The organism is Amaricoccus tamworthensis, assembly GCF_049800875.1.
Taxonomy (GTDB): domain Bacteria; phylum Pseudomonadota; class Alphaproteobacteria; order Rhodobacterales; family Rhodobacteraceae; genus Amaricoccus; species Amaricoccus tamworthensis.
In genome coordinates, this window is record NZ_JBNAFV010000001.1 from 258,878 (window position 1) to 273,809 (window position 14,932).

Annotated in this window: 10 protein-coding genes; all 10 read left to right on the forward strand. The window is 61.4% G+C overall.

Annotated features, from left to right (window positions below):
* The first annotated feature begins 117 nt into the window (after positions 1 to 117).
* The 10 genes from ACP15P_RS01275 to glgX all read left to right on the forward strand — a co-directional run bounded on the left by ACP15P_RS01275 (position 118) and on the right by glgX (position 14,929).
* Complete coding sequence (locus ACP15P_RS01275; protein WP_424926677.1) at positions 118 to 1,128, forward strand: alpha/beta hydrolase; 1,011 nt, start codon at positions 118 to 120, stop codon at positions 1,126 to 1,128.
* Positions 1,129 to 1,185: 57 nt separating this feature from the next.
* Positions 1,186 to 1,896, forward strand: coding sequence for a glutathione S-transferase N-terminal domain-containing protein (locus ACP15P_RS01280; RefSeq protein ID WP_424926678.1), 711 nt, complete (start codon positions 1,186 to 1,188; stop codon positions 1,894 to 1,896).
* A gap of 82 nt (positions 1,897 to 1,978) precedes the next feature.
* Positions 1,979 to 3,019 (forward strand): dihydroorotase, encoded by a 1,041-nt coding sequence (pyrC, locus tag ACP15P_RS01285; RefSeq protein WP_424927286.1) that lies wholly within the window; start codon positions 1,979 to 1,981, stop codon positions 3,017 to 3,019.
* A 12-nt stretch (positions 3,020 to 3,031) separates the two neighbouring features.
* Positions 3,032 to 3,727: an orotate phosphoribosyltransferase gene (locus tag ACP15P_RS01290; protein ID WP_424926679.1), complete on the forward strand. Its 696-nt coding sequence runs from the start codon at positions 3,032 to 3,034 to the stop codon at positions 3,725 to 3,727.
* A 179-nt stretch (positions 3,728 to 3,906) separates the two neighbouring features.
* On the forward strand, positions 3,907 to 6,363 hold the full coding sequence (locus ACP15P_RS01295; protein ID WP_424926680.1) for a glycogen/starch/alpha-glucan phosphorylase: 2,457 nt from the start codon (positions 3,907 to 3,909) through the stop codon (positions 6,361 to 6,363).
* A 33-nt stretch (positions 6,364 to 6,396) separates the two neighbouring features.
* A complete protein-coding gene (gene glgB, locus ACP15P_RS01300) occupies positions 6,397 to 8,607 on the forward strand; it encodes a 1,4-alpha-glucan branching protein GlgB (protein ID WP_424926681.1) in 2,211 nt (736 codons plus the stop codon).
* A 23-nt stretch (positions 8,608 to 8,630) separates the two neighbouring features.
* Positions 8,631 to 9,890, forward strand: a complete 1,260-nt coding sequence (gene glgC / locus ACP15P_RS01305; RefSeq protein ID WP_481736469.1) for a glucose-1-phosphate adenylyltransferase — start codon at positions 8,631 to 8,633, stop codon at positions 9,888 to 9,890.
* A gap of 4 nt (positions 9,891 to 9,894) precedes the next feature.
* A complete protein-coding gene (gene glgA / locus ACP15P_RS01310) occupies positions 9,895 to 11,325 on the forward strand; it encodes a glycogen synthase GlgA (protein ID WP_424926682.1) in 1,431 nt (476 codons plus the stop codon).
* A 20-nt stretch (positions 11,326 to 11,345) separates the two neighbouring features.
* On the forward strand, positions 11,346 to 12,974 hold the full coding sequence (locus tag ACP15P_RS01315; protein WP_424926683.1) for an alpha-D-glucose phosphate-specific phosphoglucomutase: 1,629 nt from the start codon (positions 11,346 to 11,348) through the stop codon (positions 12,972 to 12,974).
* A 2-nt stretch (positions 12,975 to 12,976) separates the two neighbouring features.
* Positions 12,977 to 14,929 carry a glycogen debranching protein GlgX gene (glgX, locus tag ACP15P_RS01320; protein WP_424926684.1) on the forward strand — a complete coding sequence of 651 codons (1,953 nt, stop codon included), beginning with the start codon at positions 12,977 to 12,979 and terminating at the stop codon, positions 14,927 to 14,929.
* Positions 14,930 to 14,932 lie beyond the last annotated feature (3 nt).

Sequence of the window (14,932 nt, forward strand, 5' to 3'; positions counted from 1 at the left end):
ACACCCCTGTGTGCCGGTGTAGTTTTGCCGCATGTCAGGAAATGTTCAAACAACCGTCACCTTCGGTAAATCGAAATCGTCCAGATGTCCCATAGACGCAATGATCATGGATATGTGATGTCTTATTATGGCGTTACGGCGACGAATGAAGGTCTCCGATCCGCACGGACCGGACGGCCGGTCGCTTCGGTGCTCGCACGCCACCTTGAACGGCTCCCGCGGGGGGCAAAAGTCACAGTCCTGATCCACGGTTACCAGTACCACCCCGACACCAAGTCGGACGATCCCCACCGGCTGCTGTTTGCATTTAAACCGGCCGTATCCTGCTGGAAAATCCGAAGCTGGAGCAACGGCCTGGGTTTCACACGCCGCGCCGACGCGAACGGGCTCTGCATCGGTTTTGCCTGGCCCGCGACCGGAAGCATCGCAAAATCCTACCTGACCACCGGCAAATCCCCGTTCCACGGGATCTACGTTAAAGCGACGGATTTCGGACGGCAGCTTGCGGAACTTCTCGACATGATCCGAACGATCGACCCGGAGCGCAAGGTCGATCTGGTTGCCCATTCCCTCGGCGCACGCGTGGCACTTTCTTCCCTGCCGCATCTGGACCGCCACCCCGAACGGATCATCCTGCTGGGTGGCGCGGAATTCGACAGCGAGGCACGGCGTTTCCTCGGCGATAAGCCCGCGGACCGCACGGCACATGTCTACAGCTTCACGGCGCGCTCAAACGACATCTACGACGCGGCCTTCGGGATGTTTGCACCACGCACGGCACCAACGGCGATGCCCATCGGGTCCGGCGGTGTGGTGGACCATCCGAACTGGGTCAACATTCAGATCGACCGGGCACAGGTGTCCGACTGGATCAACGCGCAGGGCATCCCCCTGCGGCCGGTTCACAGGCATTTCTGCCACTGGAGCTTCTACACCCGGCACGGAGCGTTTGGCATTTATCGGGCGATCCTGGACCGCAAACCGGGCTGGGATCTGGAAGATCTGCGCCGGGTACCCGGGCTGACGGAACAGGACCCGCGCTGGAGCCGGGTCCGTACGGCGTTCCGCCCCCGGATACTGCGACGCTTCTGGGGCGCGACGGACGGCAGCTTTCCAGAGATCGCTTGACCCCCATCCGAAAATGACCATTTGCTTGGGAGGCAGTCCAAACAACATGGTTCACGTATGCCCGATCCAATCGAACTTCACTACTGGCCCACTCCCAATGGTTGGAAAATCACCATTGCCCTCGCGGAGATGGGTCTCGACTACAACCTGAATCTCGTGAACATCGGCGCGGGTGACCAGTTTGAACCGTCCTTCCTGCAGATCGCGCCAAACAACCGCATGCCCGCCATTGTCGATCCGGATGGTCCGGGTGGCGAACCCATTTCAATTTTCGAGTCCGGTGCGATCCTTCAGTATCTGGGCCGCAAAACCGGCAAGTTCTACGGCTCGACGGAGCGGGAAAAAGTTGAGATCGAACAGTGGCTCATGTGGCAGATGGGTGGCCTCGGTCCGATGGCCGGCCAGGCGCATCACTTCCTCAAATACGCCCCGGCGATGAATCCGCCCAACGACCTCCCCTACGCCAAGGACCGTTACCGCAACGAGACCGGACGGCTCTACCGTGTTCTGAACAACCGGCTGGCGGACCGTGATTTTGTCGCTGGCGAATACTCAATTGCCGACATGGCGATCTGGCCCTGGGCGAGCCTGTGGGAAGGCCAGCAGCAGGACATCGACAAATTCCCAAACATGAAGGTCTGGATCGAGCGTGTCGGCAACCGCCCCGCCGTTCAGGTAGGCCGTGCGGTGGCCAGTGAACTGCGCAACGCGCCGCAGAAAGACAAAAACGCTCAGAAGATCCTCTTCGGTCAAAAAGCCGACGATTAATGCCACCAGCCATGGCAAATCGCATCGCAAGTCGCGGTTTGCCATGCTATCAGTCGGCAAACGACCGCTGGAGGGGCATAAAATTTCTCAGCAACTGACGATCCGAAGACCGGACGACTGGCATCTTCACCTGCGCGACGGGGCGATGATGGAGGGGGTTCTGCCGGCATCCCGCGACGTGGCCCGGGCCATCATCATGCCAAACCTTGTGCCGCCCGTGGTAACCGGGGAACAGGCGGCAGCCTACCGGGACCGTATTCTAGCCGCCCTGCCCGAGGGTCAGGATTTCACGCCGTTGATGACGCTCTACCTGACCGAAGACACGTCACCCGATGATGTGGCCGCGGCGCATGCGTCCGGACTGGTGAAGGCGGTGAAACTCTACCCCGCCGGTGCGACGACCAACTCCGCCAGCGGTGTAAAGAACATATCGGCTGTCATGCCGGTCCTGGAGCGCATGGCCGAGATTGGCCTGTCGCTCTGTGTGCATGGCGAGGTCACGGACGCGGATGTGGACATTTTCGACCGTGAAGCCGTGTACATCGACCGGGTCCTTGCCCCACTGCGGCGGAACCTGCCGGAACTGAAAATCACGATGGAGCATGTCACGACATCGGATGGCGTGGATTTCATCAAGGACGGCGCGGAGAACATCGCCGGGACCTTCACGGTTCAGCATCTGGTCCTGAACCGGAATGACATGCTGGTGGGCGGCATACGGCCGCATTTCTACTGCCTGCCCATTCTCAAGCGCATGGATCATCAGAAAGCCTTGCGGGCTGCGGCCACCAGTGGCGATCCCAGGTTCTTCAACGGCACCGACAGCGCACCGCACGCGACGCACACCAAGGAAAACGCCTGTGGCTGTGCCGGAGTGTTCTCCGCACCGGTCGCCGTCGCCTGGATCGCCCAGGTGTTCGAGGAGGAAAACGCGCTGGACAGGCTGGAAGGGTTTCTCTCGCTCAACGGCCCAAAACACTACGGTATGCCCGTCAATGAGGACCGGATCACACTGTCGCGGTCCGACAAGCCCGTGCCGTTTCCCGCTGCGGTGGAAACCGGAGCGGGGCCGGTGACGGTGTTTGACCCTGGCCTGCCGCTATATTGGAAAATCAACGACTGACTGGAGCAAAACGTGTTTGCCAACACCTTCCCTGATGACGCGGAGATGGCGCGTCTGACCGCCAGAATGCTTCTGGAAATAAAGGCCGTACATTTCCGCCCCGAGGAGCCCTACATCCTCACCTCCGGGCTGGCCTCTCCGGTTTACATCGACTGCCGCAAACTCATCTCCTATCCGCGCATACGCTCCGCCCTGATGGATTTTGCCTGCGCAAAACTGATGCGCGATGCCGGGTTCGAGCAGTTCGACGCGATTGCGGGGGGCGAAACCGCCGGCATTCCCTTCGCGGCCTGGATCGCGGAACGCCTCGGCCTGCCGATGCTCTACGTGCGCAAGAAGCCAAAGGGCTTCGGTCGGGACGCGCAGATTGAGGGCAACATCGTCGAGGGTCAGCGGGTTCTGCTTGTTGAGGATCTCACCACCGATGGTGGCTCAAAAATCCGGTTTGCCGAAGCCATCCGCAAGGCCGGTGGTATCTGCGACCACACCCAGGTCGTATTCTACTATGGCATCTTCAAGGGCGCGGAGGACGTGCTGGCGAAGAACGGTCTGAAACTGCACCACCTCGCAACCTGGCACAGCGTCCTCGACGCGGCGGAGGCCGACGGGCATTTCAGCACGGAAAGCCTCTCCTCCGTCCGGTCCTTCCTCGAAGCACCGCTGGAATGGTCGAAAGCCCATGGCGGCGTGGACCGCGTCGCCGAATAGCGCCTGCCCCGCGCGGACAAAGAAGCCGCGCGAGATAATAAATCACGCCACTTGATTTATTATTCGAAATAGGATTTATGGAGCCCAAGACCCGATCACGGGCTCCGTAAAGGTGGAAACGGAACAATCGGCGACCAGGACAATCGACAACACTTGGCCAGGCCAACGGAAAAAATGTCATGATCAACATTTCTGAGACGGCGCATAAACCAAATCTCCAGTCCACCGAACCCGACGTTCTCGCGGCGGAGATTATCGACCGGCTGACCTACAGCGTCGGCAAGGACCGCAGCGTCGCGAACAACAATGACTGGTTGCAGGCAACCATTCTGGTCACCCGCGACCGCACCATCGACCAGTGGATGGAATCCACCCGCGAAACCTACCGTACCGAGGGAAAACGGGTTTACTATCTGAGCCTTGAGTTCCTCATCGGTCGCCTGATGCGCGACGCCGTAACCAATCTTGGCCTGATGGACCCGATGCGCGAGGCTCTTAAAAGCCTGGGCGTGGAGTTCGACGTCATTGCTGAAATGGAGGCCGACGCAGCCCTTGGCAACGGTGGTCTCGGGCGGCTTGCCGCCTGTTTCATGGAGAGCATGGCAACCGTGGGCGTGCCCGCATTCGGCTACGGCATCCGCTACCGCCACGGTCTTTTCAGCCAGCGCATCAAGGACGGCTGGCAGCAGGAATATCCGGAAACCTGGCTCGAGCATGGCAACCGCTGGGAGTTCGACCGCCGCGAATCGGCATATGAGGTCGGCTTCGGCGGCAGCGTCAGTTTCGAGGAAAATGGCGAGGGCAAATACACCTGGCATCCGGCTGAGCGCGTGATTGCCACCGCCTACGACACGCCCATCGTCGGCTGGAAAGCCGAACGCATCAATACGCTGCGCCTGTGGAACGCGGAGCCGGTTGATCCGATCCGCCTCGACGCCTTTAACCGCGGCGACCATATCGGCAGTCTGCATCAGAGCAACCGGGCCGACGCGCTGACCCGCGTCCTCTACCCCGCCGACACGTCCGAGGCCGGTCAGGCCCTGCGCCTGCGTCAGGAGTATTTCTTCTCCTCCGCATCGCTTCAGGACATTCTGCGCCGCCATCATCAGCAGTACGAAACCTTCGACAACCTGCCCGAAAAGGTCGCGGTACAGCTGAACGACACCCATCCGGCGGTTTGCGTAGCCGAACTGATGCGTCTGCTGGTGGACATTTACGGCCTTGAGTTTGGCAAGGCATGGGAGCTGACGACCGGCACCATTGCGTACACCAACCATACGCTTCTGCCCGAGGCTCTGGAAAGCTGGCCTGTGCCGCTCTTCGAGGGCATGCTGCCGCGGAACATGCAGATCATTTACGAGATCAATGCGCGCCTCCTGAAATCCGCACGCAACGAGCATGGCGCATCGGACGATGCCATCCGCGAGATCAGCCTCATCGACGAGAGTGGCGAGCGGCGGGTGCGCATGGGCAATCTCGCCTTCGTTGGCGCACATTCCATCAACGGCGTGTCCGAGCTGCACACCGATCTGATGAAGCAGACCGTGTTCCGCAACCTGCACGAAATGTTCCCGGACCGCATCAATGCCAAAACCAACGGCATCACGCCCCGGCGCTGGCTGACCCAGTGCAACCCCGGACTAACGTCGCTGATCAGCGATACGATCGGTCGGGAGTTTCAGGACGACATTACCCTGTTAAAGGAACTGGAGCCGTATGCCGACGACGCGGCGTTCCAGGAAAAGTTTGCCGCGGCAAAGCGCGAAAACAAGGTCGCCCTGTCCAATCTGGTGCGCGAACGCATGGGTCTGTCGATCAGTCCCGACACCATGTTCGACATCCAGATCAAACGCATCCACGAATACAAGCGCCAGCTTCTGAACATCATTGAGGCCGTGTCCCTCTTCGATCAGATCCGCTCCCACCCCGAAAAGGACTGGGTGCCACGTGTCAAAATCTTCGCGGGCAAGGCGGCGCCGACCTATCACAACGCCAAGCTGATCATCAAACTTGCCAACGACGTCGCCCGGGTCATCAATGCCGATCCAACCGTGCGCGACATTCTCAAGGTTGTGTTCATTCCGAACTACAACGTGAGCCTCGCGGAAATGCTGGTTCCCGCAGCCGACCTGTCCGAGCAGATTTCGACCGCCGGCATGGAGGCGTCCGGAACGGGTAACATGAAGTTTGCCCTCAACGGTGCGCTGACCATCGGTACACTCGACGGGGCCAACGTCGAGATTCGCGAGCAGGTGGGAGAGGACAACATCGTGATCTTCGGCCTGACCGCCGAGGAGGTCGCGGAGAAGCGTGCCAATGGTTACGATCCTCGCGAACTGATTGCCGGCTCGCCGGAGTTGAGCCAGGCCCTGCGCGCCATTGCATCGGGTGTGTTCTCACCGGACGATCCGCACCGCTACCGGGATCTGGTTGAGGGTCTCTATTCCCACGACTGGTTCATGGTTGCCGCCGATTTCGACAGTTTCTCGGAAGCCCAGCGCGAGGTGGATGCCCTTTGGAACGACCCGTCGGTATGGCGAAACAAGACCATTCTGAACACGGCACGCATGGGCTGGTTCTCCTCCGACCGCACAATTCGCGAATATTCCAGAGACATTTGGAACGTCCCGCTGTAGCATGAGTTAAAAGAACAAAGAGGGGGGAAGACGTTGAACAACAGGTCAACCGAAGCAGGAAAGACCGGCGAGCCCGCGTGGATTGGCGAAACTCTGGCGGGAACGTGGTCCAACCCCTTCTCCGTTCTGGGGCTACAGCAGGTCGTCGGCGTCTTCCACGCCAGAACCGTTATTCCGGATGCGAAAACGGTCGAGGCGTTCACGATGGACGACCGCTCCATCGGCACTCTGACAAATCCACATCACCCGGATTTTTTTGAGGGTCCGGTTGATCTGAAAGACCGCGAGCCGGTCAAATACCACGCCAAAAACGACACCGGTGAATGGTGGGTGGTCGATCCCTACAGTTTCGGTCCCGTGCTCGGCCCGATGGATGACTACTTCATCGGCGAAGGCAGCCATCTGCGCCTCTTCGACAAACTGGGCGCCCACCCGATGATGCATGAGGGAGTGACCGGCGTGCATTTCGCCGTGTGGGCTCCAAATGCCAAACGGGTGTCCGTTGTCGGGAATTTCAATCAGTGGAATGGAACGCGGCACGTCATGCGCCTGCGGTCCGATACCGGCATATGGGAGATTTTCCTGCCCGACATCCCGGTCGGTGAGCCGTACAAATTCGAGATACTGGATCATCACGGCAATCTCATGCCGCAAAAGGCCGACCCGTTTGCGGCCCGGTCCGAACTGCGGCCCGCGACCGCATCCATCGTGAACGACCGGATTGACCATGAATGGGGCGATGCCGGGCACCGGGAGTTTTGGGCCAATGCCGACGGACGCCGGCAGCCCATCTCGATCTATGAGGTCCATCCAGGTTCATGGCGGAAGCCCGATGGCGAGGGGTTCCTGTCCTGGGACGAGTTGGCCGATCAGCTGATCCCGTATGTGGTCGACATGGGCTTCACCCATATCGAGTTTCTGCCCATCAGCGAGCATCCCTACGACCCCTCCTGGGGCTACCAGACCACAGGGCTCTATGCACCGACCGCCCGTTTCGGTCCGCCCGAAGGCTTCGCCCGGTTTGTCGACGGGGCACATCGCGCCGGTGTCGGCGTCCTGCTCGATTGGGTCCCTGCGCATTTCCCCACGGATTCTCACGGGCTTGCGTGGTTTGACGGTACGGCACTCTATGAGCACGCTGATCCGCGCCAGGGGTTTCACCCGGACTGGAACACCGCGATCTACAATTTCGGTCGGCGGGAGGTGATCAGCTTTCTGATCAACAACGCCCTGTTCTGGGCCGAATACTACCATGTGGACGGGCTGCGCGTGGATGCGGTCGCCTCGATGCTCTATCTCGATTACTCCCGCAAGGAAGGTGAGTGGATCCCGAACCGCGAGGGCGGACGGGAAAACCTCGAGGCCGTTGAGTTTCTGCGCAACATGAACAAGGCGGTCTATGCCAGCACGCCGGGCTTCATGACCATTGCGGAGGAAAGCACCTCCTGGCCCAAGGTCAGCCATCCGGTCCATGAGGGCGGTCTGGGCTTTGGCTACAAATGGAACATGGGTTTCATGCACGACACGCTGAAATACATGTCCCTCGATCCGATCCACCGCCAGTATCACCACAATGAGCTGACGTTTGGCCTGCTATATGCGTTCTCCGAAAACTTCGTACTTCCGCTCAGCCATGATGAGGTCGTACACGGCAAGGGATCGCTGCTGACCAAAATGTCCGGCGAAGGGGCGGACAAGTTTGCCAACCTGCGGGCCTATTACGCCTTCATGTGGGGCTATCCGGGCAAGAAGCTGCTCTTCATGGGTCAGGAATTCGCCCAGGGCCGGGAATGGTCCGAAGAACGCTCTCTCGACTGGCACCAGACCGACATCCCACCGCATCGCGGTGTCCAAAACCTCGTTCGCGATCTCAACCGCCTCTACCGGGATACTCCGGCGCTGCATGAGCGCGACTGCGAGGGTGAGGGCTTCGAGTGGCTGATCGCCGACGACAACCGCAATTCGGTCTATGCCTGGCTGCGCAAATCGCCCGGCCGGCCGCCGGTCGCGGTCATCTCGAACTTCACGCCGGTGGAACGCTCAGGATACGGCGTCCCGCTTCCCCATGAGGGTGAATGGCGGGAGATCCTGAACACGGACGCCTCTACCTATGAGGGCGGCGGACGCGGAAATATGGGTGCGGTCACCGCAAAAACGGAAAACGGCGCAACCGCAGCCGCGGTGACGCTGCCACCACTTTCGACAATCTGGCTTGAATTCACCGGAGCGACGAACACAGAATAAAAGAGTAAACAGGGGGAAACGTTTTGCAGCGACCAAACCAACCACTAGCCCGTGACGCCATGGCATATGTTCTGGCGGGAGGCCGCGGGAGCCGACTCAAGGAACTCACCGACATACGTGCAAAACCGGCCGTGTATTTTGGGGGAAAGACACGGATCATCGATTTCGCACTGTCAAACGCGCTCAATTCCGGCATCCGGCGTATCGGCGTCGCATCCCAGTACAAGGCCCACTCCCTGATCCGCCACCTGCAGCGCGGCTGGAACTTCTTCCGTCAGGAACGCAACGAGGGTTTCGACATTCTGCCCGCCTCCCAGCGGGTATCCGAGACGCAGTGGTACGAGGGCACGGCCGACGCGGTCTACCAGAATACCGACATTATTGAGGGCTACGCGCCCGAATACATGGTGATCCTGGCCGGTGACCACATCTACAAGATGGATTACGAGCTGATGCTCCGGCAGCATGTGGACAGCGGTGCTGATGTGACCGTGGGCTGTCTCGAGGTCCCGCGCATGGAAGCCGCCGCGTTCGGCGTCATGCATGTGGATGAGGAGGACCGGATCACGGATTTCGTTGAAAAACCGGCCGATCCGCCTGGTATTCCCGGCGATCCCGACATGGCGCTGGCCTCCATGGGTATCTACGTCTTCCACACCAAATTCCTCATGGACCTGCTGCGCCGGGATGCCGACGATCCGAATTCCAGCCGCGACTTCGGCAAGGATCTGATCCCGTATATCGTGCAAAACGGCAAAGCCGTCGCGCATCGCTTCAGCCAGTCCTGTGTCCGGTCCAGCAAGGAGGCTGAGGCCTACTGGCGCGATGTGGGGACCGTCGATGCCTATTGGGAAGCTAATATCGACCTCACGGACGTGACGCCGGAACTCGACCTCTATGACCGGGACTGGCCCATCTGGACCTACTCCGAAATCACCCCGCCGGCCAAGTTCGTCCATGACGAGGAAGGGCGCCGCGGCGCGGCCGTGTCGTCCCTTGTGGCAGGTGACTGCATCATCTCCGGGGCCTCGCTCTCGCGCAGCCTTCTGTTCACCGGCGTCAGGGCGAATTCGTTTTCGCAGCTGCATGAGGCCGTGCTTCTACCAGACACGGTAATCTCGCGGAACGTGAAACTGACCAAGGTGGTCGTGGATCGCGGCGTGGTCATCCCTGAGGGTCTGGTCGTCGGTGAGGATCCGGAACTGGATGCCAAGCGTTTCCGGCGCACGGACAGCGGGGTCTGCCTCATAACCCAGCCCATGATCAACAAACTGGACCTGTAAGCACATGAAAGTACTGGCCGTCACATCCGAGATCTATCCGCTTGTCAAAACCGGCGGCCTTGCGGATGTGGCGGGCGCCCTGCCCTCCGCTCTTGCGGGCCTCGGTGTTGAGGTGCGTACGCTGGTGCCTGGCTATCCATCGGTCATGTCGCGTTTGGACGGGACAACGCCGGCGGCGAAGGCACTCAACGTGCTCGGCGTGGACTGCAGGCTGGTACAGGCGACCGTTGAGGGCCTGAAACTCATCGTGCTCGATGCCCCCGCGCTGTTTGACCGGCCGGGCGGGCCGTATAATGGCCCGGATGGCAAGGATCATCCTGACAACTGGCATCGCTTCGCGGTGCTGTCCATGACGGCGGCGCTTGTCGCCGGCGGCGCGCTGGACGACTTCACACCGGACCTCGTCCATGCCCATGACTGGCAGGCCGCGATGGCTCCGGCTTATCTGCGGTTCGCGAAAATTGACAAACCCTCGGTCATTACCATCCACAACATGGCCTTCCAGGGTCAGTTTCCGGCCCGGATTTTCTCCGGACTACAGCTTCCGCCCGAAGCCTTTTCAATCGACGGCGTTGAGTATTACGGCGGCGTTGGCTTCCTGAAAGCCGGCATCCAGAACGCCAGCGCCGTAACGACCGTAAGCCCGACCTACGCACGTGAGATAACCACGCCCGGCTTCGGCATGGGTCTGGACGGGCTGATCAATTCCCGCTCCGCCGATCTGCACGGGATCGTCAACGGCATCGAAACCGAGACCTGGGATCCCGCCAGCGACGGCCGCCTTGAAAAGACATACACCTCCCGCACCCTGAAGGGCCGCGCCATCAACCGCCAGGCAACTGCCAAACGCTTTGGCCTTGAGGATGACAACAGCCCGCTCTTCGTGGTGATCAGCCGCCTGACCTGGCAGAAGGGCATCGACCTTTTGGCCGAGGTCACACCGGATCTGGTCGCGGCGGGCGCAAGGCTCGCGGTTCTGGGAACCGGCGATGCCATGCTCGAGGGACGTTTCCTCGAACTCTCCGCGGCCTTTCCCGGACGGGTCGGCGCCATTATCGGTTATGACGAAAACCTGGCCCACCTTCTGCAGGGCGGCGGCGATGCCATTCTGATCCCCTCGCGTTTCGAACCCTGCGGGCTCACGCAGCTCTATGGCCTGCATTACGGCTGTGTACCGGTCGTTGCCCGCACCGGCGGGCTTGCCGATACGGTGGTTCATGCCAATACGGCCGCGCTCAACGCTGGTGTTGCCACAGGTATCGTCCACGCACCGGACAGCGCCAACGCCCTGCGCCAGGCCGTGCTTGAGGCCGTCAGCCTCTACGGCGATGCCAAATGCTGGGCCAACATGCAGCGCCAGGGCATGAAGGCCGATGTTTCCTGGCAGCGAAGCGCGGCTGCCTATGCCGAACTCTACGCCTCCCTGCTCAACTGAACTGAACGGAATCACCGAAGATGATCAAGACGGTCAGCACGACAGCTTTCGACGACCAGAAACCCGGCACGTCCGGCCTGCGCAAGAAAGTCCGGCATTTTCAGCAGACCAACTATGTCCAGAACTTCATCCAGTCGATCTTCGACAGTCTGGAGGGTTTTGAGGGCAAGACCCTGGTGATCGGCGGCGACGGCCGCTACTTCAACCGTGAGGTCATCCAGACCGCCATCAAGATGGCCGCGGTCGCCGGGTTCGGTCGCGTGCTGGTGGGCAAGGGAGGTATTCTGTCCACGCCCGCCGCCTCGAACGTGATCCGCAAATACGCCGCGTTTGGCGGCATCATCCTCTCCGCCAGCCACAATCCCGGCGGACCGGACGAGGATTTTGGCATCAAGTACAATATTGGCAACGGCGGTCCGGCCCCGGAGGGCATCACCGACAAAATCCACGCCAACACGAAATCCATCACCGAGTACACAATTCTCGACGCGCCCGATCTCGATCTGGACGCGCAGGGCACACAGACGCTCGGCGACATGACGGTGGAGGTGATCGACCCGGTCGCGGATTATGCCGAACTGATGGAAAGCCTGTTCGACTTCCCGGCCATCCGCGCGATGTTTGAGGGTGGCTTCACCATGTCGTTCGACGCGATGAGCGCCGTGACCGGCCCCTACGCAACCGAAATTCTCGAAAACCGCCTCGGCGCTCCGAAGGGCACGGTCGTCAATGGAACACCGCTCGAGGATTTTGGCGGGCACCATCCGGACCCGAACCTTGTCCATGCCAAGGAACTCTATGACCGTATGATGGCCGACGACGCTCCGGATTTCGGCGCGGCCTCGGACGGGGATGGCGACCGCAACCTGATCATTGGCCGGGGCATCTTCGTGACACCCTCCGATTCACTCGCACTTCTCGCGGCAAACGCGCATCTGGCGCCGGGCTACGCAAAAGGTCTCGCCGGGATCGCACGCTCCATGCCGACCAGCGGCGCGGCCGACCGTGTGGCGGAGGCGCTTTGCATCGAGATTTACGAGACCCCGACGGGCTGGAAATTCTTCGGCAACCTGCTCGACGCGGGCAAGGCCACGATCTGTGGCGAGGAAAGTGCCGGCACGGGCTCCGACCACGTCCGGGAGAAAGACGGTCTGTGGGCCGTGCTGCTCTGGCTCAACATCCTCGCGGTCCGGAAGGAACCGGTGAAGGACATCGTCACCGCGCACTGGGCCAAATACGGTCGCAACCAGTACACCCGCCATGACTACGAGGCGGTCGAGACGGATGCCGCGAATGGCCTGATGGATGCGCTGCGCGGTCGCCTCGCCGACCTGCCCGGCACCACGGTTGCGGACCTCACCGTCGCAACGGCGGATGATTTTTCCTATCACGACCCCGTTGACGGCTCGGTCAGCAAAAACCAGGGCGTCCGCATCGGCTTTGAGGATGGCAGCCGGGTGGTCTTCCGCCTATCAGGAACCGGCACGTCGGGCGCGACGCTGCGGGTTTATCTTGAAAAGCTCGACACCGGTCCAGGCAGCGCCGAACGCGAGACCCAGGCCGCACTTGCCGATGTTATTGCGGCTGCCGACGAACTGGCCGGGATCAAATCCCGCACCGGGCGCGATGCGCCTGACGTGATCACCTGAGCGTGGGTTTTCCTCCCGAGACGGTGCCGCTCGGCGCGGTGGCCGATGCAGATGGCGTGCGGTTCGCCGTTTGGTCGGGCACGGCTGAACGTATGTGGGTGTGCCTGTTTGACGCGGACGACAGGGAGAGCCGCGTTGAGCTTGAACGCGACGGCAATGGCATATTCTCCACCCATGTCGCCGGTCTTCGGTCCGGCGCGCGCTACGGGTTTCGGGCGGATGGCCCCTGGGAGCCTGACCGCGCTCAACTGTTTGATCCGGCAAAACTGCTGACCGACCCCTATGCCACCGGCCTCGACCGGCGCTACGCCTGGGATCCGCGCCTTGCTCTCGGGCGGGACCAGGCGGTGGATACGGCAGGGCTGGTCCCAAAATCCGTGGTCGGGGAGGCCCACCCCCCGGTCACGCAGCAGCCTCCGGTGTTTGAGCCAGGCGGCCTGATCTATGAACTCCACGTGCGCGGCGTCACAATGCTGCACCCGGAAATTCCGGAGGACCAACGCGGAACGGTCGCGGCGCTGGCCCATCCTTCGGTGATCGACCATCTGCGGAAGATCGGTGTGAGTGCCGTGGAGTTGATGCCGGTAACGGCCTGGATCGACGAACGCCATCTGGCGCCGCTCGGCCTGACCAATGCCTGGGGCTACAACCCGGTGGCCTTTATGGCCCTCGAACCCGGTCTCTGCCCCGGCGGTATAGCGGAGCTGCGCGACACGGTCGCCAAACTCCGCGCGGCGGGCATTGGCACGATCCTCGACGTGGTTTTCAACCATACGGGCGAGAGCGACCGCTTCGGCCCCACCCTCTCCCTGCGTGGTCTCGATGCCGCGGCCTATTATCGCCACGACGCGGACGGCAACCAGATCAACGACACCGGCACCGGCAACACCCTGGCCTGCGACCACCCGATGATGCGGCGGCTGATCCTCGATTCCCTGCGCCACTTTGTAACCCAGGCGGGCGTTGACGGTTTCCGCTTTGATCTCGCCCCCATCATCGGCCGCAGCGCCACGGGGTTTGACCCAAATGCGGAAATTTTCCGCGAGATATCCGCCGATCCGGTTCTGTCCGACCGTGTCATGATCGCGGAGCCGTGGGACATTGGGCCGGGCGGCTACCAGCTGGGCAACTTCCCCGACAATTTCCTCGAATGGAATGACAGCTACCGCGACAGCGTCAGGCGTTTCTGGAAGGGCGACCCGATAACCCCGGGCGAATTCGTGACCGGAATTGCCGGCTCACACGACTGCTTCACCGGCCGGGAAACCCGCACTGTCAACTTCATCGCCGCCCATGACGGCTTTTCACTGGCCGATCTCACCGCCTATCAACGCAAACACAACGACGCGAACGGTGAGGAAAACCGTGACGGACATGGTGAAAACCATTCGTGGAACAATGGCGTGGAGGGCGAGACGCGCGACGCGGGGGTCATTGCGGCCCGAAAACGTGACATCATGGCGCTGCTCTCGACGCTGTTTGCCTCGCGCGGCACCATCATGCTCACCGCCGGCGACGAAATGGGGCGGACGCAGCAGGGCAACAACAACGCCTATGCCCAGGACAATGAGATCACCTGGATCAACTGGGACGGACTTGATCCCGACCTGCTGGACCACACCGCGTCCCTCTCGCGACTGCGTGCTGGGAACCCCGCGCTGTCCGACGCAAGGTTTCTAACGGGCGAGACGGATATTACCGGCACGCCGGACGTGTCATGGCATCGCATCGACGGCGGACCGAAGGAGACCCCGCACTGGGATGACTGGCAGGGACAGATCGTGGTGATGGTTCTGGCCCGCGGCGATGGCTCGCGGATCGCCGTCGCATTCAACCGCTCCCATGACGCGGTTGAGGTGACGCTGCCGGACCGTGAGGGTTGGAACTGGGACGAAAACCCGACTGAACTCGCCGCGCGGTCCGTCGCGTTCCACGTGGAAAGGCCTGGGGACTGAGGG

Bases quoted from the DNA above. Each gene is read 5' to 3' on its own strand.
- ACP15P_RS01295 (WP_424926680.1), top strand. From the start codon at position 3,907: ATGATCAACATTTCTGAGACGGCGCATAAACCAAATCTCCAGTCCACC.
- ACP15P_RS01275 (WP_424926677.1), top strand. From the start codon at position 118: ATGTCTTATTATGGCGTTACGGCGACGAATGAAGGTCTCCGATCCGCA.
- ACP15P_RS01280 (WP_424926678.1), top strand. From the start codon at position 1,186: ATGCCCGATCCAATCGAACTTCACTACTGGCCCACTCCCAATGGTTGG.
- glgA (WP_424926682.1), top strand. From the start codon at position 9,895: ATGAAAGTACTGGCCGTCACATCCGAGATCTATCCGCTTGTCAAAACC.
- ACP15P_RS01315 (WP_424926683.1), top strand. From the start codon at position 11,346: ATGATCAAGACGGTCAGCACGACAGCTTTCGACGACCAGAAACCCGGC.